Here is a 21,629-nt window from a genome sequence, read left to right on the forward strand (position 1 = left end):
CAAACACTTTATCAGCATAGTCTACCAGTTTAAGGCTGTAGTAAGAGATGGTCTGGGAGGTCTTAAGCATGGAGGAACTGAGTCCTATTCAGGATGTGGATGAAATCCCGGTTATGCAGAGAGCATCTTTGCTGCGAGCTCAAGAGCTATATCAAAACGATCCTTTACTCGTTCTGCTGAAAGACAGGCTGGCGTTGAACTCGTTTATGCTACTTGCGATCGGTATTGTCGTTGGCTCAGTGTTTTTCTATGGTCTCTATATACTTCCAGGAACCGGTCATGGACTGGCAAATCAACCTCTGTTTGCTGTCTTAGAAATAGCAACCGCCACCCTACTTTTGATTGCTTATCTCTGGTTGCCGGAGATAGTAGCGACCCTTTTTCATACACTCTGGAGCACGGGGGTATTGAAAGAGCCTGTCAGCGGAGAAGATGCGACAACTTTTTACGCCCACTTCTGCAAAGAGCTGCAGAAGTGGATGAATCAGCCTGTATGGCCTATTGGCGCCGCTGTCTTTATTATTATCTATCTCTTGAATCGCTTCATTGTTAGCGGTCCACCATTTCTGAACTATGTTCCATTCTGGTTGCAATTAACAACAGCAGTGATTGATGGCCTGATTGCATATACAGCCGTCCTCAGCATCATCCGTCTTCTGATTGCATTGATTGCCATGAATAGAATTTTCCATCTGTTCACCATCTATATCAACCCCCTGCATCCCGATGATGTTGGTGGCTTAGGCATTATGGGAAGTATTGTATGGCTCAGTGTCTGTATTATGCTAGCCACAACCCTCTCCTTCCTGCAAACCATTGAGCTATTAACGCATCGCAGCATATTTTCTTCGACGCTGGATCTGCTGGTACTGATAGTTGTTTATATCGTCGTTACCCCCGTCGTCATTTTAGGCTGGTTGGTTACGCCACATGGAGTAATGGTAAAAGCCCGGGATGCAGTCCTCAAGCCATTAGTAGACGAGTTTGCAGCCATTCTGGATCATCCCCAACAGCTAACGAAAGAAGATGTTACCAGCATTTTAGCCGACAATGATCGTCTTTCCGCCATCAAGCGGCGTTATGACCTGATTATCGATATGTTTCCAATCTGGCCGATAGAAGTCAAGCAGATCCGCAGGATCATTGCCACCCTGACCTTACCTGCCCTGCTCTCAGTGATTCCGAACATCATTGATTTTGTTAACCTCATCCTGAAGCGAATGTAGCTCACATCAACATGATGCCTGATTTAGCAATACAAATTCATTACAATAAGCAGAGGAAATGAGTTAGCAGAAAGAGGATTTTTTGATAAAATTCTCTTATCGCATCACATAATGGAACGACGGTATCTTCTCTGAAAAGGATTTTCAAAAGATGGAGATTTCAAAGCAGCCCGAAGGCATCAATGTCGATGCCGTTACCAGGCCAGTTCAGCGTCCACTCTCCTTCCTGGGTATGGTAAACCTGAATCTCTTCTGGTTCGCGAACCAGTTCCACTGGCAGGCATTGCTGGCCGTGGTTATCCCCAGTATGGTCGCCAAGTTCCTTGATCCCGCACAAAAGAGCATCAACCTTGCCCTGGTGGTGAACTGGGGGACGCTGGTTGCCGTCGTTGTGAATCCGCTGGTCGGTGCGATCTCCGACTACGCCGGATTCCGCCTGGGTCGGCGCCGTCCATTTATGTTGATCGGGACCGTCCTCAATGTCGTGGTTCTGCTCATTTTTGCTTTCTCGCCGACGATCTTTCCGCCGGGTCTGCTGCTCGTGGCCTTCGCCCTGTTGTTTTTACTGCTGCAATTTAGCAACAATTTTGCCAATTCTCCCTGGAGCGCTATTATTGCCGACAATGTGCAGCCTCAGCAGCGCGGTCTTGCCTCGGGCTTCAACGGTCTGTTCAACTTGCTGGGAACGGTCGTGGGGTCGATTGTAGCTGGCGTGATCATCAACAAGAACGATCCTTTACCCCTGTACCGCAACCAGGTCGTGCAGATCTTTCTGTTGATCGCACTGGTACAGAGTATTGTGGTCATCTATACCATCCTGACCGTGAAGGAGACGCCTTTGCCCGTCAGTGGACGTCCACCCTTCAATCTACGGCCATTTCTGCGCAACTTCTTCTTCAAGCCCACCACCTATCCCAACCTCTCCTGGGTCCTGCTGGCACGCTTTCTGGTCATGATGGGCATCTGGAGCGTCTACTATTTTCTGCAATACTATTTTGACGATGTGTTAGGTGGACGCGCCGTCAAAACCATCTTTTTCAACAACTCCTTCTCAGGAGAATTTTTCAACGGCACCCTCTTCCAACCAGCGGTATTGCTGCTGGCGTTGCCAATGTCGCTACTGGCTGGCTGGGCCTCGGACCACTGGGGGCGCAAGAAACTGGTCTACCTATCGAGCGCAATGATGACACTGGTCTGTTTTATTTTCATTGGTTTTCAGAATCAGTATGCCGCCCTGCTGGCTGGAGCCTGTTTTGGTATTGGTTATGGTGCCTATACCAGCGTTGACTGGGCACTCACGACTGATGTATTGCCACTCACCGATGAAGCTGGCAAGTTCATGGGCATCTGGTCCGCCGTGGGTATTCTGCCCCAGGTAGTAGGCATCACCATCGGTGGCGTCATCCTGCAACTGCTGCGCACCATCCCCAATCATTTCGGCTACACCTCACTTTTCGTGTTCACCGTCATCTACCTGGTACTGGGCACCCTGGCCATTCAACGCGTGCGAGGTATACGCTGAACAGGACCCGAGCTTGAACCACTTTTGTAGAGGCTCCAAAAACTTGGATGAACACATAAGTTGCTCGTAGATAATGTAAGAACGCTGCTTGCTCTGGTCGGCTTACTGCTGATTCTCGACAAAGGCTACGAGGCGGCAGAAAGCCGCTTCACCACCATTAAACTTCCAGGGAAAGCAGCCGATCCATATACGTTGGTCGAGTACTTCATCGATCATCCCACCGGCATTCTCTACATGGAAAACGCCATGAGGGAACATATCATAGTGCATGAGTTGCAAATCGTCGTCGGGCCAGATCTCTTCAAGTGGTTTGCCCAGTTTCTGCGCGCACTTGGCTGCAAGGTCCGGGCGCACTTTGCGGATGACGGTATTCATGGGATGATCCATTGAGCCCGCGTCGATGGCGAACCAGGAGATCTTGCGCTCTAATACCCAGTTGACAAACTCGCGTGTTGGTCCGGGATGCTTGATAAAGTAGCGTGTTTCATCTGGTTGTGTTTCACCATACCAGTTACTGGGATAGTATTTGTGATAGCCAGTGTGTACGACAACGATATCGTTGGGCTGAATGCGCTGTCCCGTTTTGCGCTCCCACTGCTCAAAATGGGCCGAGGTATAAATATCGTAGTCGCCGATACCCAGGGCTTCAAGATCCACGACGACTGCCGGACCTACCAGCTTATCCAGGGGAATGCTGCCAATGTCTTGCCCATTTGTTATAAAGTGTAGTGGTGCGTCAAGGTGTGTCCCAACGTGAAGCGTTGATGAAATATGCTGACCACCGACCTTGTCAAAGGCGACCCGTTTGATCCATTTAATCGTTGGTCCTTCGTAGGTTGCAAAGCCTGGTGTATGCATATCCCAGTTTTGTGAGAGATCAAGCACGCGCATGTTACTCAGATCAGTCTGCTTCATCTCGTGCCCTCCTTTGGCATGGCGCTTACGCGCATGGAAGCGTTTTTGAATAGTGTAGCTTTCAGTATATGTGATATACTTTTTATTATATCATCTCTTGCATTCTCATGCTTTCCTTATGATACAATTTATGCATGTATAAGCATTTAGATCATGTCTAAAAAACATAGGGGGGTCGCGCCTTCAAGCTGCGGCAAGGAGGAGGAGGAGATCATGCCCCCGGCATGCTCGTCAGCACCTATTTGGCGGCTTTGTATGCTAGATGTAGTAGTTAAGAGGAGGCAAGCCCTTGATTCTTTCCACATCACTTACGGCGACAGCAGCTGCACTTCGTAGTGGTCAGTTGGATCCGTTTGCGTATATTGATACTATCTGCGAGCGGCTCGATACTGTTGATCCACAGTTGCACGCGTTCCTTCCTGAGAAGGACCGCCGTGGTCGTTTACAAGCTGAAGTAGCCGCTTTACAAAAGCGTTTTCCTGATCCCTTGAACCGTCCTGCGCTTTACTGCATTCCTGTTGGGATCAAAGATACCTTTCGTGTCGATGGTTTTCCTACCAGGGCAGGATCGCAGTTACCGGCGGAATTATTCGCGGGTGCCGAAGCCTCATCTGTAGGTATGCTCAGAGCGGCCGGGGCCTGTATTCTTGGCAAGACTGTTACTACAGAATTTGCCTATTTTGAGCCGGGGGAAACACGCAATCCTCATAACGTTAACCATACTCCTGGTGGCTCCAGTAGCGGTTCGGTTGCAGCGGTGGCTGCAGGACTTTGTCCACTGGCGTTGGGAACCCAGGTCATTGGCTCGACTATTCGTCCGGCTGCTTTTTGTGGCATTGTTGGTTTTAAGCCAACCTATGGCCGTATTCCTACTGATGGCCTGGTACAATGTGCTCACTCTGTGGAACATGTGGGGTACTTTACGCAAGATGTCGCGGGATGTTCCTTTGTAGCACCACTACTCTGCCGTGATTGGCGCAGTGAGTACAGCGGCCAGGTTGAACCTTTACCTGTTCTGGGTGTCCCTGATGGACCCTATCTTGCTCAGGCCTCCGCTGAAGCCCTGGCTGCCTTCGAAGATCAACTCACACTCCTGAAAAAGGCAGGCTATAGAGTACGTCGTATACCTGTTTTCCCTGATATCGAGCGGATCAATCGTCTTCATATGCGTATGGTGTTCGCTGAAATGGCCCGGGCACATGCTCCATGGTTCGCGCGCTACGAAACGCTCTATCGACCGCGTACGCTAGCCGCGATTCGTGAAGGACAGACGGTGAGTGAGGAAGAACTTGCGCAGGGACGTGAGGGTCGCGCTACGTTGCGCGCGGTTTTAGAAGCTCTTATGCAAGAGGCGGGCATTGATCTATGGGTCTGTCCGGCAACGCAGGGTCCGGCACCCGAGGGATTAGAATCGACCGGTAGCCCGCTTATGAACCTTCCCTGGACCTATGCCGGATTACCCGCGATTACCGTTCCAGCCGGGCTGGCGGCGAATAAGTTGCCTCTCGGTTTGCAGTGCGTGGGCGCGTCTATGGCGGATGAGCAGCTGCTTGCATGGGTTGCCCCCATGGCGGATATACTCGCTAGCCATTGCAGTATCCTCTAAGTGGTGAGAAAACACGAGGAGTGCAAAGCATGAAACCACCGCATTTTCAGTATTGCGCGCCAGGTGTGCTGGATGAGGCGCTGGGATTGTTGGCCCAATGTGGCACGGATGCGAAGGTGCTAGCGGGTGGACAGAGCCTGATCCCGCTCTTGAATATGCGCCTGTCCGCCCCACTTTACCTGGTCGATATCAACCGCGTTGCCGCGCTGGATTACATTGCGGCCGGGGAGAGCTATCTATCGGTCGGGGCCATTGTGCGTCAACGCAGCGTTGAGCAATCAACAGTAGTGCGGCAGCGGCATCCGCTCCTGATAGAGGTAATAGAACATATCGGGCATATGCAGATCCGTAATCGTGGCACCCTTGCGGGCAGTATTGCCCATGCCGATCCTGCCGCGGAGTTGCCAGCGCTGCTTAGCTGTCTGGATGGTGAGGTTGTGGCACGTAGTAGCTCTGGTGAGCGTGTCATCAAAGCCGGGCAGTTTTTTACCGATTATCTCACGACTGCATTGGACGCCCAGGAGATAGTCACGGAAATTCGTTTCCCCTGGCTTCTTCCGCAGGCTGGCTGGGCCTGTATTGAGTTCTCGCGCCGTGCTGGCGACTATGCGCTTGCGGGAGCTATTGCTGTCGTGATTCCTACTCCCAAGGGAACATGTCTGTCGGCACGCATCAGCTATTTTGGTATCTCCACTACCCCTGTGCGCGGATATGAGATTGAGCATATGCTTGCAGGTACATCACTTGATGACGCAGTATTGCAAGCTGCCGCACATGCGGCAGAGCGCCTGGTCGATGACAAATTCCGTGATATCCATGCTACGTCTACGTATCGTCGCGCTCTAACGGCAGAGGCGACCAAACGGGCCCTGAGCACCGCCTGGCAACGCTGCACGTAGGTTTGACCGCCGTGGGTCAATATATTTCATTTATGCAAATGGGAGACAAACCCATCATGAAAAAAGGACCCCTAATAGGTGCTGGGCTTGCCCCAGCTTGCCCCACCGTTTGTGGGGCCCCGTATCCCAGAGATTATGCCCTCGTGGGAGGATACCTCGGCCCACGCGGTGCCCAAAAGGAACCTTCGCTTTTGGGTACCGTGTCACGCCACGAGCGGCCGAACGACGAGGGCACAGGGCCGCCACGCTGCGGCGGGCGGCAAGCTGGGGCAAGCCCAGCACCTATTAGGGGTCCTCACCATGTCTAAGGAGCTTGTCTATGGTTATGATCAAACAAACACCCATGCCTGCCTTATGTGATACGTGCTCGCTGAGCTTGACCGTGAATGGCCAGCGCTATGAACGGTGTGTACCCGCGCGCTTACTCCTCTCGGATTTCCTGCGTCACGAACTGCACCTCACTGGTACTCATGTCGGATGTGAGCATGGTGTCTGTGGCTGCTGTACAATTCTCCTCAATGGTGAGCCCGTCCGTTCCTGCCTGATGCTGGCGGTGCAGGTCGATGGGATGGATCTCACTACTATTGAAGGCTTCTCCGGGCCAGAAGAGCCATTGCATCCCATTCAACAGGCGTTCCGTGAGAAGCATGCTCTACAATGCGGTTTTTGTACACCTGGCATCATTGTCTCAGTGCACGCGCTGTTGCGTGAGCATCCCATGCCTACAGAGGAAGAGATTCGGCACGGCCTCTCCGGGAACCTCTGTCGCTGTACCGGATATCAGAATATCGTTGCGGCAGTCAAATGCGCGGCCGTGTATCTGGCTGAGCAAAGCCCAATACATTCATTTAACGAAAATAACGAGCGAAAGCAACACGAAAGACGAAACACGTAGGTGCGACCGCAAGGGTCGCACCTACGAATTCCTCTTTTCTTGTTGATCCCTTTGGTTTGTCCTATTCATAAATAAGCAGAATAAAAGGAAGGAAGGGGAAACATGGCTACGCGCTGGTTTGGCGCTTCTGTTCAACGTAATGAAGATCCCCGTCTTCTCCGTGGGCAGGGCGTCTATGTCGATGATATTGACTTGCCGGAGATGCTTCATGCGGCGGTTTTACGCAGCCCTTACGCGCGAGCAAAGATTGTGCGTATCGATGCGAAGGCAGCCAGCAGTTTTCCAGGCGTGCACCTGGTTCTTACCGCCGCTGACCTGGGTGATGTGCTGGAGCCATCGCCACTGCTGATACCGCATCAAGCGCTGACGCAGCCCCGTACACAGCTTCCCCTGGCTCTTCACGAGGTACGTTATGTGGGAGAAGCGGTCGCTTTTATTGTGGCGGATAGCCGCTATGTTGCCGAGGATGCTCTAGAGTTGATCGATGTAGAGTATGAGCCGTTGCCCGCTGTTCATAGCCTGGCGATAGCATCCGCTCCGGATGCCCCACTCGTGCACGAAGGCGTCCAGGGCAATGTAGCGGCCCACCTGGTACAAAGCGTTGGCAATCCTGATGAGGTGCTGGCCAATGCCCCCCATGTCATACGCGAGCAGTTCCAAATGGAACGGGGTGCGGCCATGCCGATGGAGTGTCGCGGTATCGTTGCTCGCTGGGATCGCTATGAACAGATGCTTACCTGCTGGATATCTACGCAAGCTCCCATCCCGATTCGCAATGGCCTGTCTGCAATCTTCCACCTGCCAGAGCACAAAGTACGGGTTATTGCCCCTGATGTTGGTGGTGGGTTTGGCGCAAAAATTATGCTCTTCTATCCTGAGGAGATCCTGGCTCCATTTGCCACTATGCGCCTGGGCAGGCCCGTCAAGTGGATTGAGGATAGGCGAGAGAACTTTATCTCGACCAACCAGGAACGCGGTCAGCTGCACGAGGTGGAATACGCCTTCGATGACCAGGGATTGCTGCTCGCTGTGCGCGACGTATTTCTACACGATACGGGAGCCTATACCCCCTACGGTATTATCGTGCCCATTATTACCGCCTGTTCATTGCCAGGTCCCTATCGACTCAAACACTATGCCAGCGATTGCCGGGTCTTATATACCAACAAAGTCCCGGTGAGCCCATATCGTGGAGCTGGTCGTCCCCATGCTGTTTTTGTGATGGAGCGTATCATGGATCGGATCGCCCTTGAATTGCAGATGGATCGCCTGGAGGTACGCTCACGCAATTTTATTCGCCCCCATGAGTTTCCCTGGGACGTTGGCCTTGTTTACCAGGATGGCGGACCAACACGCTATGATAGTGGGAACTACCAGGCCGCCCTTGATAAACTCAAGGTTTTACTCGATTATGACACCTTTGCGACGCGACAGGCACAGGCCCGGTCGCAGGGGTGCTACCTGGGACTTGGGATCGGCTATTACGTTGAGGGAACGTCGATTGGTCCTTACGAAGGGGCCCACGTACGTGTCGAGACCGATGGTCATGTCTTTGTTTCTACTGGAGTTACGTCACAGGGACAGGCCCACCAGACGGTTTTCGCGCAGATCGTAGCTGAGCAACTTGGGGTTGAGCCGCAAGATGTCCTGGTAACGACGGGAGACTCGCAGGCTTTCTACTGGGGTGTAGGAACCTTTGCCAGTCGTGCCGCCACGGTCGCTGGTTCGGCGGTACACCTGGCAGCTGTCAAAGTGCGTGAAAAAGTGAAGGCGCTGGCTGCTGATCTGTTTGAAGCGTCATCGGAGGATATAGAACTGGCTGCAGGCAAGGTGTTTGTCAGGGGAGCGCCTCAGCGATCTCTGACATTGGGACAGCTGGCCATTAAAGCCAATCCGTTGCGCTATACGTATGGTGAAAACGCACGCGCGCTGGCCGCGATGAACCTGGCTGCCGCACGACCTGGAGCCGCCCTACCGCCAGAACGTGGCGCGCCTGGACTGGAAGCCGATGGATTTTACAGTCCACCTCATGGAAGCTTTGCTAGCGGTGTGCATGGGGCTATCATTGAGGTCGATCTGCCCACCGGTATGGTCTCGTTTGTGAAGTACGTAGCGGTTCACGATTGCGGACGACTGATCAATCCGCTGATAGTGGAAGGACAGGTACATGGTGGCGTAGCGCAAGGAATAGGCGGAGCCTTTTTTGAGCGTCTGGTCTATGATGAGACGGCGCAGTTGCTCAGCTCTACCTTTATGGATTATCTCATCCCAACTGCTGCCGAGATCCCTGATATCACCGTTGAGCATATCGAGACACCATCACCGCTCAATCCACTGGGCATGAAGGGGGTCGGTGAAGCTGGCGTCATTCCTGTAGCTGCCCTCTTTGCGTCGGCACTCGATGACGCGCTTTCACCATGGCATATACGCATCCGCGAGATGCCTTTGCACCCATGCCGCTTACATGAAATCTTACAATAGGTTCGGAGCTTGCCTCCGATTATCTCTCTGCCATTGAGAATAATTGGGAGCATGGTCATGTATCCGATTATTGTCCTCGGCGAAGAATAATAATCGGAGGCAAGCTCCGAACCTATGTCTGTTACACTTTTCCCCATCACCATACGTGTTGATGGCAGGGGGTATATCTCTTACACAACAGACCGTATAAAGATTTTATGCAACACAGAAGTGGGGTGCTTAAGGAGAAACCTCTTGTTGCTGATTAAGACAAAAGCAGATTTGTCATCGTGCTTGAGCAAAGTCTGCTGGATTCTTCCCTTGATCGTTCTGCTCGTCGGGCCTATCACCACTAGTGCCAGCGCCGCGACGCGTTCAACTTCCATCGCAACTGCTTCATCAGAGTCAGGGGATATACCTGGTTTCAGCAGATTTGTTGGTTCCTGGTATGCTCATGGGGCAGGCCTGGCTGTTCATGCGGACGGTCAGGCGCACTTTAAAGCGCGCGTTTACACCTGGTGTGGTCCTGGTGTGAAGCCACCGTGTGATTCGTTTCAGGGAGATACCATTGTCAACGGCTACACAGAAGATCTCCTGTTTTCCCGCGTATCCGGTAATGTCGCGTATGGAACCATTACCGCTGGGAATGTGGGGCCCGTTGGTTCAAGTGTGACGATGACACTCATACCGGGAAACCAGTTGCTCTTTTCTGCAGGAAAAGGTATGGGCAATCATCTTTGTGGTCCACAGGCGCCCGTAGGGGCGTGCGGCGCGTAGCTCTTTCGCGCCAAGAGAAGCGCCCCCGTACGGGGGCGCTGTAAGCGCATAGCGTCAGGAGTCGCAGGCGCGAAATGTCTGGCTTTCAGACACACTCTGAGACGAGAGGGCAGGCGGGCAGAGAAACCACAAACGGGGTACAGGGCGCATTATACTGTTGGAAGCGCGAATGTGCCGCCGCCCGCTTTGCGCATCGCCTCCATCCCCTCGTTCATGGTAAAGAGCCGGGTCACCTCATTCACCTTCATGATGCCCGATGCCTTCACGGCCAGGTTGACTGCAGACGCCGTAATATCATCAGGCACCTCGAAAAGCGCTATGCCATCGTACGCCCCCAGGGCGTAATACAGACTGAGCAGTCTGCCACCCAGGCTCTGCACCAGCTCCTGGCTGGGAATGCTGCGGTCCTGTGGCTTCTTAATCATTGTTGCCCAGGCCTCAGGCGTGTACGTAAATTGCACCATATACGTTGCCATTGGAGATGTTTCCCTTCTGTATTCTCACCAGGGTTGTCTCCCTGGATGATCAAGCAAATCTGTAATGAGGGAAGAATAACTATTCACATCTTCAGTATAAGTGCGTGTACAAACTGCCGGGCGCTGCGTTTTTCTAGGGGCTCTCGTTTGTATCAGCGATGCGGTAGTCCTGCGTGGCAAAATGAGCAAGATCCTCGAGCAATACACGCAGCGGATGAAACATGTGGGCCTGGTCGGTCCGAAAGTGAACGTGGACCAGGCCCAGACCGTTTTCGCCAGGACTACGCTGCCAGACCGGATCTATGGCTTGCATGTTGGCTTGATCATGTGGCGAAAATTGTGGTATCCCGCCTTAGACTTTCTCCAGGCTTGCGACGCCTTGCAGTACTGCTGCCATCGGTTTGGTGAGGGGAGCACTGTGTATATAGCAACATGGGTTGTGGAGGTCGCGAGTGGGATGCCAGAGGAGTATTCCTCCCTGCGTCGTTCGCAGAGGCGTTAAAATATCTTCAGGCGTAGAGATGAGGAGGTGACGTTGTGCCTGATGACAAAAATGCTCCCAGCACCAGGCAGTGGTGGTAGTAATAGTATACGTTCCCTCCGCCTGCTTCCGCGCGACGCAGGCGGCTGCAAGCTGGGTAATCCGCTGTTCGCTAACGTTAGTCCACCTGGATGCCCGATCAATTGCCTCAATAATGTCAAAATAGTGATCAATTTCACAGCAGGCCGGATATCCGCATTCCAGGCAGGGCTGCGCTGGTTCATGATGGCGCTGCCATGGACGGTAATGGGCCTCAACTAAAACAGTGTTCATGCTTACGTATCCTTTCATATTCGCCTGGACAGCGTTGTCCAGAGAACATGTTCCTGAGTTTCCCCGTGTGGGATAAGAGCAAAAATAAAGAAGAAAGGAGTGACGCCAGGCTGCATCTTCTTGAATCTGGAAGATAAATAGCAGATTTAGCCGACATGAATGTGTTCTAAAAATACATTGCTAATGCAATTTTACATTCTACGCCAGGTTACAAAATTTTCTGATTCAAATTGAATTTCTACCTCCTTATACCTTTTTAAGCTAAAAGCAAATTTTTATCTTTTTGCATTAATAAATATAACATAGTAATTTTGGATATTCAATGTTCTATAAATTTTTATTAGCTCTTCAATAGTTTTAAAACCACTGAAGAGCTAATAAAAATTTATGCATGTTATGCGCAAAGCAACAAAATTCATAGCGTAAGGCCCTTGACAATGCTTCGCTACGATGATAGGCTATCAACGTGACGTTAACGTAACATTTGGGAGCGAGCGATGAATGACCGCATGCGCATAGGTGATTTGACGGAACGAGCCGGGGTAACACCTCGCACCGTTCGATACTACGAGAGCATTGGCCTGATACCACCAGGTGAGCGTGAAGGCCACGGTCAGCATTACTACACTGAAGAGACAATTGCCCGCCTGCAGAAAATTGATCAGTTAAAGAAGCTTGGACTCAGCCTGGATGAAATACATGACGTTATTGACCTCTACTTCATTGACCCAAGTGGCATACAACCAAAACAGAAAGTCCTCGCCATCCTGCGCCAACATCTCGCTGAGGCGGACCAGAAGATCGGTGCGCTACAGCAATTTCGTGCCGACTTACAGACCAATATCGAACGCTTCGAGCGCTGGATTGAGGAAAAAGAACATCAGTAGGCTTTTTTTTATCCCAAACATGACGTTAACGTTATGTTTGAGAGCAAATCATTCAGGAGGATTGATACACATGAGTGAAATGATCGGATTTATCGGACTCGGCCATCTGGGTCTGCCAATGGCTACCAATCTTCTCAATGCTGGATATGCGCTCCGGGTGTACAACCGCACTGCGAGCAAAGCGGAATCTCTGGTTGCTCAGGGCGCGCAACTGGCAAGCCGACCGGTGGACGCGGTGATGAGCGGGGGGATTGTCGCAACCATTGTGTGGGATGACGCGGCCCTGGAAAGCGTCGTCATGAGCGATGGTTTTTTAGAGAAACTGGGGCCAGGCGGTATCCATCTTTCGATGAGCACAGTGTTGCCTGAAGCAGCAAAGAAGCTCGCAGCCATCCATGCTCAACATGGCAGTGTCTATATTGAGGCTCCCATCTTTGGCAGACCCGAGGCAGCGGTCGCCCGGAATCTCTGGATTCCCATTGCAGGTCCACACCAGGCCAAAGAACGCGTCCGACCGCTTCTTCAGGCGATGGGGGGACAGGGCATCTTCGATTTTGGCGAAGAGGTCGGCGCGGCTACGCTTGTCAAACTCGTTGGAAACTTCCTGATTGTTTCAGCAGGACACTCTATGAGAGAAGCACTCTTGATGGCCAGGAACAACGGAGTCGATCCAAAAGCAGTGATCGATATGCTGACACAAACGTTATTTCCCGCACCAATCTATCAGAGTTATGGCAAGAGGATTGCCGAAATAACTGCGCCTTTCACCCAGAATGCGATACCGCTGAAGGATATCGGCCTCTTCAAAAAGACAGCGCAACAGGTGGAGTCACCCACACCCATCGCAAGCCTTTTGGACGATCTCTTGAGGGGCGATGAAGAAAGAATGCATTGATGGGATAATGTATTGTATTATATACGCATATAAATATGTGAGCGCGGGCATTTATTCCTTTGCATTCTTTCACTTTCTTTCACGATGCACATTGTCACGCAATGATTCGTGAGGAATTCGGCATCACGCTTTTGCCTCGCATGATGCTCCCGAAAAAAACGAGAGGGAGTGGTCGCACATCCACTTGATCAACCGCACCATTTGCAGAGAGGATCAAATCCATAATTGGCGCTCTCTTTCGAGATTGATACGAAGAAGCACTACAACCGGAAAGGAGGCAATAATGGCAGAGAACGAAAAGCCGCACATTGGCTTTATTGGGGTGGGCGTTATGGGCCAGCCGATGGCAAGCAATCTGTTGAAAGCTGGCTATTCCTGTACCGTGTACGATGTGAACCCAAAGCCTGTTGCTGCACTGGTCGCTGAAGGGGCAAGCTCAGCAGAAAGTGCGCAAGCAGTGGCCGCTGCAAGCGACATCTTGATTACGATGGTTGTCAATGATGCGCAATTCTCCGCCCTTCTCTTCGAGCCTGGACAGGCTATCCTGGCATTGAAAGAGGGTGCTATCGTGATGGGCATGAGCACCATGAGCGTCAGCATGGTGCAGAGCGCGGCGGCACGCTTGCAAGAACATGGGATTTTGTATCTGGATGCTCCTGTGAGTGGAGGAGAAGTGGGAGCGATCAACGCTACGCTGAGCATCATGGTCGGAGGACCAACCGAAATCGTGGAGCGATGCCAACCAGTCTTACAGACAATGGGATCGAATGTGTATCATGTGGGACAAAAGGTCGGTGATGGTCAAGCGGTCAAGATGATTAATCAGTTGATGGTCTGTGTGCATAATGCTATTGCCGCTGAGGCCCTGGTATTTGGTGAACGCGCCGGATTAGACAGGACTATGCTCTATGAGATCATCACCAAAAGCGCAGGCAACAGCTGGATCTTTACTGATCGCGGACAGCGCATGGTTTCCGAGCAGTTCACTCCACCCAAGAGCGCGCTCAAGATCCTCGTCAAGGATCTCGGTTTTGTGATGGATACCGCCAACGACATGGGCCATCCCCTGCTGCTTGGCAGCGTTGCGCATCAACTATACAAAATGGCCCACGCAAGAGGATGGGACAACCTGGATGATTCCATCCTCATCAGACTTATGGAAGAAATTACAAGCAAGCAATAGGAAGGGCACACCATGCAGGAGAGATTTACGAACAAGGTTGCGCTGGTCACAGGAGCAGGTTCGCAGCGTGGCATTGGACGTGCTACGGCGTTAGCACTGGCTAAAGAGGGGGCAAGCGTCGTGATTACTGATGTGGTCGCTGACAACGTCCGTCAGGTCACGGAGGAACTGCAGGCGATAGGACCAGCGATAGGGGAAGTGGCCGATGTGCGCGATAAGAACGCAATGCAACGAGTTGTCCAGTCTCTCACTGATCGCTTTGGCGGCCTGGATATTCTCATCAATGTTGCGGGTCTTACGCGTCCTACATCGTTTCTCGATATTACTGAAGAAGAGTACGATCTGGTGACTGGCGTGAATCTGAAAGGAACATTTCTGGCCACACAGGTAGCCGTCCCTGCCATGCTCCAACGTGGTGGTGGAGCGATCGTCTCGCTCTCGTCCGTCTCTGGTCAGCGTGGCGGCGGCGTATTCGGCTCGTCACACTACAGTGCCGCTAAAGCAGGGATTATGGGCTTTACGAAAGCCATCGCACGCGAATTGACTCCGCGTGGCATTCGCGTCAATTGCGTTGCGCCCTCTATGGTCGATACTGACATCACAGGTGGATTGCTCACGGAGGAGCGCAAGGCTGAACTGGGCAGAGGAACACTGATGGGGCGTATCGCCACTGTCGATGATATCGTGAAATGTATTCTCTTCCTGGCTTCTGACGAAAGCTCTTATCTTACAGGGGTGACGCTCGACATCAACGGCGGCATGCACCTGCATTGAGGCATACAGTTATGTTGACACTCGCCGAATTAACAGCCCACTTGCCACCACAGCCCGACGAAGCCGTGTTCTTCCCGCATATTCAGCGTCTGAAGGCTGAGAGCAAACGCGTGCTTGTCGTCATTGATGATGATCCAACGGGGACGCAGACGGTTTCCGATGTGGAACTGCTTACTACCTGGAACGAGTCACTCCTCGCAGAGACATTAGAGCGTGAGCAGCGACTCTTTTATCTCCTGACGAACTCGCGCAGCCTGCCCGAACAAGCAGCGGCAGATCTGAATGAGACGACCGCGCGTCAACTGATGGCAGCTTCACGGCGCACTGGTAGAGCATTCGTCGTTGCCAGCCGTAGTGATTCTACATTGCGTGGGCATTATCCAGCTGAACTCTTCGCGCTTGAGCGTGGCGTTGGCAGGGCATACGATGGTCATCTCATCGTGCCAGCCTTTTTTGAGGGGGGACGCTATACCATCAACGATACGCACTACGTTGCCACTCCGACGGCATCCTCCGAAACGCTTCAGCCAGCGCACGAAACGCCCTATGCGCAGGATAGCGCCTTTGGCTACAACACAGCGTATTTACCAGCGTGGATTGAGGAGAAGAGCAAAGGATATTGGCAAGCGCAGCAGGTAGTCAGTCTCGATCTGAAGCTGATCAGAGAAGGTGGGCCAGAGGCAGTAGCGGCCCGGCTACGCACCGTCAGGGGAGGATTGCCAATCGTGGTGAATGCCGTCGGCTATGGCGATCTAGCGGTGGTCGTTGCGGGCGTGTTGCAGGCGGAAGCAGAGGGAAAGCATTTCGCCTATCGCACAGCAGCCAGCTTTGTACGCTTGCGCGGGGCCGTTGCCGCGCGCTCATTATTGCAGCCGCGCGAGATTGTTGGAGCATCACCCTCGACAAACGGCGGCCTGGTCATCGTCGGCTCTTATGTGCCTGCAAGCACAAAGCAGTTAGAGGCTTTACTCACTCTGCCATCTGTACAAGGAGTAGAACTCCCCGTTGAGCAGGTCATCCGGAGCGAAGAGGAAGCACATGCGATCAGCATCGCTCTCGGTCAGCGCGTTGATACGCTTTTACAGGCTGGCGTGACTCCCGTCGTCTTTACCAGTCGCGCATTACTGACAGGAGCAGACAGTGCTGATTTTCTCGCGCTGGGGCGGCGTATCTCGCAAGCGTTAACCGAGGTGGTGCAAGCCGTGCAACATCAGCCGCGTTTCATTGTCGCTAAAGGCGGCATTACCAGTCATGATGTGGCCCAACACGGCCTGGGAGCGGAGCGCGCCCACGTGCTCGGGCAAATCTTCCCTGGCATTCCCGTCTGGCGGTTAAAAAAGGGACCTCATGCGCGCTTCGCGGATGTCCCTTATGTCGTCTTTCCTGGCAATGTTGGCGGTCCCGACATCCTCAAAGATATAGTACAGGCATTATCAGTGTAAGGAAAATGAAGAAGCCATGCTAGCAAACACACTGGAATTAGTGAGTGAGGCTCGCCGGCGCGGCGTCGCTGTAGGGGCCTTCAATACCTACAGCATAGAATTGACACAAGCGATCTTGCAAGCCGCCGAGCACTTAAATCAGCCTGTGATTCTCCAGCTTGGTGTTGCGTCAGTGAAAACGGGTGGAGAGCCGCTCGTCAGAGCAACAGTGGTCGCGGCGCAAAGGGCACACGTTCCTGTCGCTGTTCACCTGGACCATTGCGCAGATTTAGGCATGATCGAACAATGCTTCTCCTGGGGATGTTCTTCCGCTCTGGCTGATGGTTCACATCTCTCTTTTGCTGAGAATGTTGCTTTGACGCGACAGGCCGTCGCCCTGGCCTCATCTTACCATGCAACGATTGAGGCGGAACTGGGCTACCTGGCAGGGACAGAGGATGGCGTCACCGTCGAAGCGGTTAAGGCTTCGCTCACGCAGCCAGAGCAGGCTCGCGCATTTGTCGCTGCAACGGGCGCCTCGATGCTCGCCGTTGCGATTGGCAACGTGCATGGTTTTACCCCCAATCCGCCACCACTCGATTTTGAGCGATTATCCCAGATCGCATCCCAGGTCGATATTCCCCTGATTTTGCATGGAGCGAGCGGACTGGGCAAAGAGAATGTCCAGCGTGCAATCTCCCTGGGTGTCGCAAAGATCAACGTCAATACCGAAGTGCGTACGGCGTTTCTCTCTGCCATTGCCACCTGGGGGCTGCGCGTTGGCCCAACGCCAGATGTACGACGATCAGGCCAGGATTGGCTCGACCTCATGCGTGAGGCAATAGCAGCAGCGCAGATGGTGGTTACAGAGCATATGCAGACGGTTGCCATGATGCCATAGCGTACGGTGCAGCATTATCTCTCCTTCAGACTCCACCCTGCTCAAGTGGAACTTGTGGCAGTGTCGACATGAGTCATCCTGAATTTTTGAAACAAAAGTGTCAAAAACCAGGGTGCAGGGGCGGAGCGCCCTGCCGGGGGTCGGGTGTGTCCCCCGAAAAACCTCTTTCCATCCTTTTTGCGCGCCGCCTGCAGCGGCGCGCGGGAGAAGAAGAGCCTTTTATTGCTTACGGATCTGGTTGATGGTGTCAAACTCCTCCTGTGTCAGTTTGATAGTCGCGCCCATCACATTTTCTTCAAGGTGTTTCACCGAGGATGTTCCTGGGATCGGGAGCATGGTGCTGGAGCGCTGGAGGAGCCAGGCGACTGCGATCTGACTGGGTGTAGCATTATGCCGTCTGGCAATCTCGTCGAGCTGTCCGCCCGGGCGAGCAAGCTCTCCAGTTGCCAGAGGGAACCAGGGGATAAAGCCAATACCCTGGCGTGCGCAGATATCAATCATCGTCTCGGACTGCTCGGGCGTCATATTTTCAGATGCACGATCCACCAGATTATAGCGATTCTGAACGGTGACGATAGGCACGATCTTTTGTGCTTGTGCAAGCTGCTCAATCGTGACATTCGAGAGCCCGACATGGCGAATCTTTCCTTCTGCTTTCATCTTCGCGAACTCGCCAACGGAGTCCTCGAAAGGAACCTTAGTATCCGGGCGGTGAAATTGATAGATGTCAATGCGATCCAGACGCAATCGGCGCAGGCTACCCTCCAGGGCTTCACGCAGATGCTGGGGGCGTCCGTCTGGTACCCACTGACCTGGACCTGGGCGTAAAAGACCACCTTTGGTGGCAATGACAAGACCTTTCGGATAGGGATAGAGGGCCTCTGCAATGAGGCTCTCACTCACCTCGGGTCCATAGGAGTCAGCAGTATCGATCAAGTTGATACCCAGTTCAAGGGTGCGGCGCAAGACTGAGATGGCTTCTTGTTTGTTGGGTGGTGGTCCCCAGATACCTTCACCGGTGACGCGCATTGCGCCAAACCCCAGGCGATAGACATTCAGGTCTCCACCAATGGTAAGCATCCCACTAGCTTCCTCGGGTCGTTGAGTTTTCTGTTGCATTGTTGTTTCCTCTTTCTCTCATTCGTTCATGCTATTTCAAGCAATTACAGGGCATCTCATGTTTCGGCATATTTCTCTTGTTTCACACTCAAGCTTCTTTCAAGAAGTTGCTACTGCCGGGCCTTGTTCGTAGCCTTTAGCACCTGGTGTTTGAATTTTGCCACTGAACTGACGATAGGCGAAGATGAAGTAGATGATCGCAAGGAGCATACCAATGCTCCACCAGACGAGTCCCACGATCAAACCATATTGGGAGGCTGAGGCATTTTGGATCGTCAGGCTATTGGCTGGATTGACAGCTGGTAGCACATAAGGATAGAGGCCAAAGGCTGAGCTGGCGAGCATGCCTAGAATGAAAGCCCCCGATGAGAACAGAGCCGGCAAATCGTGCTGCAGAACATTAAAGTAGATCGCGCCGATGAGCCCGGCTAGCCCAATCAGCGGGAAAATGGCTCCCCAGGGACGAGCCATAAAGCTAGCGAGAATATGTGGTTGCACGGAGAATGTTGCCAGCGTGCCGAGCACTGTAAGTACAACGGTAGCGGCCCATGCCATTCTGGCTATGCGCCGGGCACGAGCCTGGAGCTCCATCTCGGTTTTCACGGCGATGTAGTTAGCTCCATGCAGGGTAAGTGTGGTTAGAGCCATCAACCCGATCAGAATAGTGTACCAGTCCAGGATACCGGGATTTGCGCTAAATGGGTTGAAATCGGTCCATAGTGCCTCGAAGAAGTAGCCAGTTTTGTCCAGGGGAGCACCACGGATGATATTCCCCAGAGCGGCCCCATAGAAGATGGAGAGCAGCGTGCTGCCGATGAAGAACAAACCGTCCCAAAAGGTTACCCAGATATGGCTGGGAATGCGCGAACGCAGCTCAATAGAGACACCTCGCACTATCAGCAGCCAGAGTACCATAATCAATGATAAATAGAAACCACTGAAACTGGAAGCATAGAGCAGTGGGAATGCGAAGAATAATGTCCCACCGGCGGCGATAATCCAGACCTCATTGCCATCCCACACCGGGCCTATAGCTTCTATGATCAAGTGGCGTTCATCATCATTTTTGGCTGCAATCAGGTGGATAACACCAGCACCGAGGTCGAAGCCATCTAGCAAAACATATACAATGAGCATGAAAGCAACCAGAATAAACCACAGTGTTTGTAATGTTTGCATCTTGCTCCTCCTCTAGTCGTAACCTTCAACTACAACTTCTTCGGCATATTTTGGTTGGGGTGTGGGACCACGCAGCAGCACTTCGTAGAGCACGAGAACGACATAAAGTATGCCCAGCAGCAGATACATTCCTACAAACCCGATAAGCGTAAAGAGGATGTTACCTGATGAGAGTGTAAATGATGAACCCTGAGCAACGGGTAACAGGCCGAAGGCAATCCAGGGTTGGCGGCCAAGTTCGGTTGTGAACCAGCCAGCCGTATTAGCGATGAAGGGAAAAGGTATTAACAGCATGAGGATCCAGAGCATCCAGCGTGTGCGAAAGAGCTGTTGCTTCCGCAGTAAGAGGATAAACGCAAGACCCATAAAGGCAATAAAAAAGGTTCCCAGGCCGACCATGATGTGATAGCTATAGTACAGCAGATCAATAGTATCCGGGCGTTGGTCAACCGGAAATGCGTTAAGACCCTTCACCTCGGCTGACCAGCGCCGATAGGTCAGGAAACTGAGCACTTTGGGAACAACGATAGGGTTGTCTAGTCGCCCATGTATCGCATCGGGTTGTCCGATGATAACGATACCTGCTCCTTTCTCCGTCTGGAACAGGCCCTCCATAGCGGCAAGTTTGGTAGGCTGATAGTTCGCTACTTGCAGCCCCTCCATGTCGCCGCTGGGATAAAGCTGAAAAAGGCTGGCAATCAGCCCGGTGATCACCCCCAGCGTGACGAATAGGCGGGCATAGTCGTCATGTCGTCTTGCTAACAGATAGTAGGCTCCTGTGCCAGCCATGGCAAAGGCGCCGGTGATGACTGCGCCGCTCATTGTATGCATATACTGCGCAAGGATCCAGGGGTTGAAGATTACTGCCCAGTAGTTGGAGAGACGCAGCCGACCGTTGGCTACCGCATAGCCAACGGGATGTTGCATCCAGGCACTCGAAGCGATAATAAAGAAGCCAGAGAGCCATGTTCCTAGCCATACCATGAAGGTCGAGACCCAGTGCATCTTTTGTCCGAAACGCTCCTCACCAAACAGGAACAAGCCCACGAATGCTGACTCGAGAAAGAAAGCATACGTGCCTTCCATGGTCAGCGTCTGCGCGATAATATCTCCAGCGTAGGCGGAGAAGCGTGCCCAGTTCGTGCCGAACTGGAACTCCATAGGGAGGCCAGTCACGACACCTACTATAAAAGTAATGGCAAAAATTCGCCCCCAGAAGTGTACGGCGTCGTTGTAGCGCTCATCTTTTTTGAGCAAATAAAGCGTTTTGAGTATCAGCAGCAGCAGAGCCAGGCCCATCGTGAGCTGCGGAAAAAGATAGTGAAACGATATCGTGAAAGCAAATTGTAAACGCGATAGGATTGTTGATGCGTCCATATCCTACACCTCAAAGAACATGAGGATGACAGTTGCACGTTTTTTCCAACGAAATCTGCTTCTCTCACGGCATAAAGTATACGTTACATCTATTGTGTTGTCAAGTATTTATACTACCACATCAATTATTTATTGAAAACAAAAAGAATTTCTATATAGAAATATGGAGAGGAAAGTACCGCTGGTGAGACCCTGAAACTCGGTCATGGTTTCAGGCCACTTCTACATTTGCGGATGTGAACTCTTGAGTTACCCGGAAAACCCAAAGAAGAGGCATCAGGTTTTCGTCCCAGGCCCCAAATT

General features: G+C 52.4%; 21 protein-coding genes. 13 read left to right on the plus strand and 8 right to left on the minus strand.

Features of this window, described 5'->3' with window-relative positions; all coding sequences use genetic code 11:
* The first annotated feature begins 68 nt into the window (after nt 1–68).
* Nucleotides 69–1,226, plus strand: coding sequence for a hypothetical protein (locus JMI88_RS14295; RefSeq protein ID WP_201362539.1), 1,158 nt, complete (start codon nt 69–71; stop codon nt 1,224–1,226).
* A 151-nt stretch (nt 1,227–1,377) separates the two neighbouring features.
* Nucleotides 1,378–2,748 (plus strand): MFS transporter, encoded by a 1,371-nt coding sequence (locus JMI88_RS14300; protein WP_201362540.1) that lies wholly within the window; start codon nt 1,378–1,380, stop codon nt 2,746–2,748.
* Between the two features lie 102 nt (nt 2,749–2,850).
* Here the strand turns inward: JMI88_RS14300 and JMI88_RS14305 are convergent, their stop codons facing one another.
* On the minus strand, nt 2,851–3,663 hold the full coding sequence (locus JMI88_RS14305; protein ID WP_201362541.1) for a cyclase family protein: 813 nt from the start codon (nt 3,661–3,663) through the stop codon (nt 2,851–2,853).
* A gap of 289 nt (nt 3,664–3,952) precedes the next feature.
* Here JMI88_RS14305 and JMI88_RS14310 point away from each other — a divergent pair, with 289 nt between their 5' ends.
* Nucleotides 3,953–5,269 carry an amidase gene (locus tag JMI88_RS14310; protein ID WP_201362542.1) on the plus strand — a complete coding sequence of 439 codons (1,317 nt, stop codon included), beginning with the start codon at nt 3,953–3,955 and terminating at the stop codon, nt 5,267–5,269.
* Nucleotides 5,270–5,298: 29 nt separating this feature from the next.
* The gene (locus JMI88_RS14315; RefSeq protein ID WP_201362543.1) at nt 5,299–6,168 is read left to right on the plus strand and encodes an FAD binding domain-containing protein; all 870 of its coding nucleotides are present in this window, start codon (nt 5,299–5,301) and stop codon (nt 6,166–6,168) included.
* Nucleotides 6,169–6,222: 54 nt separating this feature from the next.
* Here the strand turns inward: JMI88_RS14315 and JMI88_RS14320 are convergent, their stop codons facing one another.
* The gene (locus JMI88_RS14320; protein WP_201362544.1) at nt 6,223–6,450 is read right to left on the minus strand and encodes a hypothetical protein; all 228 of its coding nucleotides are present in this window, start codon (nt 6,448–6,450) and stop codon (nt 6,223–6,225) included.
* A 37-nt stretch (nt 6,451–6,487) separates the two neighbouring features.
* Here JMI88_RS14320 and JMI88_RS14325 point away from each other — a divergent pair, with 37 nt between their 5' ends.
* The 3 genes from JMI88_RS14325 to JMI88_RS14335 all read left to right on the plus strand — a co-directional run bounded on the left by JMI88_RS14325 (nt 6,488) and on the right by JMI88_RS14335 (nt 10,300).
* The gene (locus JMI88_RS14325; RefSeq protein WP_236022920.1) at nt 6,488–7,063 is read left to right on the plus strand and encodes a (2Fe-2S)-binding protein; all 576 of its coding nucleotides are present in this window, start codon (nt 6,488–6,490) and stop codon (nt 7,061–7,063) included.
* Between the two features lie 102 nt (nt 7,064–7,165).
* Nucleotides 7,166–9,544 carry an aerobic carbon-monoxide dehydrogenase large subunit gene (cutA, locus tag JMI88_RS14330; RefSeq protein WP_201362545.1) on the plus strand — a complete coding sequence of 793 codons (2,379 nt, stop codon included), beginning with the start codon at nt 7,166–7,168 and terminating at the stop codon, nt 9,542–9,544.
* A 234-nt stretch (nt 9,545–9,778) separates the two neighbouring features.
* The gene (locus tag JMI88_RS14335) at nt 9,779–10,300 is read left to right on the plus strand and encodes a hypothetical protein (RefSeq protein WP_201362546.1); all 522 of its coding nucleotides are present in this window, start codon (nt 9,779–9,781) and stop codon (nt 10,298–10,300) included.
* A 149-nt stretch (nt 10,301–10,449) separates the two neighbouring features.
* On the opposite strand, the gene JMI88_RS14340 is transcribed toward JMI88_RS14335, so the two are convergent.
* The 3 genes from JMI88_RS14340 to JMI88_RS14350 all read right to left on the minus strand — a co-directional run bounded on the left by JMI88_RS14340 (nt 10,450) and on the right by JMI88_RS14350 (nt 11,590).
* Nucleotides 10,450–10,776, minus strand: a complete 327-nt coding sequence (locus JMI88_RS14340) for a GYD domain-containing protein (RefSeq protein ID WP_201362547.1) — start codon at nt 10,774–10,776, stop codon at nt 10,450–10,452.
* A gap of 133 nt (nt 10,777–10,909) precedes the next feature.
* Nucleotides 10,910–11,089, minus strand: a complete 180-nt coding sequence (locus JMI88_RS14345) for a hypothetical protein (RefSeq protein WP_201362548.1) — start codon at nt 11,087–11,089, stop codon at nt 10,910–10,912.
* 39 nt (nt 11,090–11,128) lie between these two features.
* Entirely contained in the window at nt 11,129–11,590 is a 462-nt protein-coding gene (locus tag JMI88_RS14350; RefSeq protein ID WP_201362549.1) for a hypothetical protein, read from the minus strand.
* A 497-nt stretch (nt 11,591–12,087) separates the two neighbouring features.
* On the opposite strand from JMI88_RS14350, the gene JMI88_RS14355 reads away from it, so the two are divergent.
* The 6 genes from JMI88_RS14355 (at nt 12,088) to JMI88_RS14380 (ending at nt 17,651) form a co-directional block, all read left to right on the plus strand.
* Entirely contained in the window at nt 12,088–12,477 is a 390-nt protein-coding gene (locus JMI88_RS14355) for a MerR family transcriptional regulator (RefSeq protein ID WP_201362550.1), read from the plus strand.
* A 70-nt stretch (nt 12,478–12,547) separates the two neighbouring features.
* Entirely contained in the window at nt 12,548–13,372 is an 825-nt protein-coding gene (locus JMI88_RS14360; protein WP_201362551.1) for an NAD(P)-dependent oxidoreductase, read from the plus strand.
* 244 nt (nt 13,373–13,616) lie between these two features.
* A complete protein-coding gene (locus JMI88_RS14365; RefSeq protein WP_373323839.1) occupies nt 13,617–14,555 on the plus strand; it encodes an NAD(P)-dependent oxidoreductase in 939 nt (312 codons plus the stop codon).
* A gap of 12 nt (nt 14,556–14,567) precedes the next feature.
* Nucleotides 14,568–15,329, plus strand: a complete 762-nt coding sequence (locus JMI88_RS14370; RefSeq protein ID WP_201362553.1) for an SDR family NAD(P)-dependent oxidoreductase — start codon at nt 14,568–14,570, stop codon at nt 15,327–15,329.
* A gap of 11 nt (nt 15,330–15,340) precedes the next feature.
* Nucleotides 15,341–16,771 carry a four-carbon acid sugar kinase family protein gene (locus JMI88_RS14375; RefSeq protein WP_201362554.1) on the plus strand — a complete coding sequence of 477 codons (1,431 nt, stop codon included), beginning with the start codon at nt 15,341–15,343 and terminating at the stop codon, nt 16,769–16,771.
* Between the two features lie 16 nt (nt 16,772–16,787).
* Complete coding sequence (locus tag JMI88_RS14380; protein WP_201362555.1) at nt 16,788–17,651, plus strand: class II fructose-bisphosphate aldolase; 864 nt, start codon at nt 16,788–16,790, stop codon at nt 17,649–17,651.
* Between the two features lie 219 nt (nt 17,652–17,870).
* On the opposite strand, the gene JMI88_RS14385 is transcribed toward JMI88_RS14380, so the two are convergent.
* The 3 genes from JMI88_RS14385 to JMI88_RS14395 all read right to left on the minus strand — a co-directional run bounded on the left by JMI88_RS14385 (nt 17,871) and on the right by JMI88_RS14395 (nt 21,326).
* Complete coding sequence (locus tag JMI88_RS14385) at nt 17,871–18,770, minus strand: aldo/keto reductase (RefSeq protein ID WP_201362556.1); 900 nt, start codon at nt 18,768–18,770, stop codon at nt 17,871–17,873.
* Between the two features lie 99 nt (nt 18,771–18,869).
* On the minus strand, nt 18,870–19,949 hold the full coding sequence (cydB, locus tag JMI88_RS14390) for a cytochrome d ubiquinol oxidase subunit II (RefSeq protein WP_201362557.1): 1,080 nt from the start codon (nt 19,947–19,949) through the stop codon (nt 18,870–18,872).
* A gap of 12 nt (nt 19,950–19,961) precedes the next feature.
* Nucleotides 19,962–21,326, minus strand: coding sequence for a cytochrome ubiquinol oxidase subunit I (locus tag JMI88_RS14395; RefSeq protein ID WP_201362558.1), 1,365 nt, complete (start codon nt 21,324–21,326; stop codon nt 19,962–19,964).
* Between the last annotated feature and the right edge of the window lie 303 nt (nt 21,327–21,629).

This window comes from Dictyobacter formicarum, from assembly GCF_016587435.1.

What these genes read in the sequence shown, in the direction of transcription:
- JMI88_RS14295 (WP_201362539.1), top strand. Translation starts at nt 69, where the DNA reads ATGGAGGAACTGAGTCCTATTCAGGATGTGGATGAAATCCCGGTTATG.
- JMI88_RS14300 (WP_201362540.1), top strand. Translation starts at nt 1,378, where the DNA reads ATGGAGATTTCAAAGCAGCCCGAAGGCATCAATGTCGATGCCGTTACC.
- JMI88_RS14305 (WP_201362541.1), bottom strand. Translation starts at nt 3,663, where the DNA reads ATGAAGCAGACTGATCTGAGTAACATGCGCGTGCTTGATCTCTCACAA.
- JMI88_RS14315 (WP_201362543.1), top strand. Translation starts at nt 5,299, where the DNA reads ATGAAACCACCGCATTTTCAGTATTGCGCGCCAGGTGTGCTGGATGAG.
- JMI88_RS14325 (WP_236022920.1), top strand. Translation starts at nt 6,488, where the DNA reads ATGGTTATGATCAAACAAACACCCATGCCTGCCTTATGTGATACGTGC.
- cutA (WP_201362545.1), top strand. Translation starts at nt 7,166, where the DNA reads ATGGCTACGCGCTGGTTTGGCGCTTCTGTTCAACGTAATGAAGATCCC.
- JMI88_RS14340 (WP_201362547.1), bottom strand. Translation starts at nt 10,776, where the DNA reads ATGGCAACGTATATGGTGCAATTTACGTACACGCCTGAGGCCTGGGCA.
- JMI88_RS14345 (WP_201362548.1), bottom strand. Translation starts at nt 11,089, where the DNA reads ATGCAAGCCATAGATCCGGTCTGGCAGCGTAGTCCTGGCGAAAACGGT.
- JMI88_RS14350 (WP_201362549.1), bottom strand. Translation starts at nt 11,590, where the DNA reads ATGAACACTGTTTTAGTTGAGGCCCATTACCGTCCATGGCAGCGCCAT.
- JMI88_RS14355 (WP_201362550.1), top strand. Translation starts at nt 12,088, where the DNA reads ATGAATGACCGCATGCGCATAGGTGATTTGACGGAACGAGCCGGGGTA.
- JMI88_RS14360 (WP_201362551.1), top strand. Translation starts at nt 12,548, where the DNA reads ATGAGTGAAATGATCGGATTTATCGGACTCGGCCATCTGGGTCTGCCA.
- JMI88_RS14370 (WP_201362553.1), top strand. Translation starts at nt 14,568, where the DNA reads ATGCAGGAGAGATTTACGAACAAGGTTGCGCTGGTCACAGGAGCAGGT.
- JMI88_RS14375 (WP_201362554.1), top strand. Translation starts at nt 15,341, where the DNA reads ATGTTGACACTCGCCGAATTAACAGCCCACTTGCCACCACAGCCCGAC.
- JMI88_RS14380 (WP_201362555.1), top strand. Translation starts at nt 16,788, where the DNA reads ATGCTAGCAAACACACTGGAATTAGTGAGTGAGGCTCGCCGGCGCGGC.
- JMI88_RS14385 (WP_201362556.1), bottom strand. Translation starts at nt 18,770, where the DNA reads ATGCAACAGAAAACTCAACGACCCGAGGAAGCTAGTGGGATGCTTACC.
- cydB (WP_201362557.1), bottom strand. Translation starts at nt 19,949, where the DNA reads ATGCAAACATTACAAACACTGTGGTTTATTCTGGTTGCTTTCATGCTC.
- JMI88_RS14395 (WP_201362558.1), bottom strand. Translation starts at nt 21,326, where the DNA reads ATGGACGCATCAACAATCCTATCGCGTTTACAATTTGCTTTCACGATA.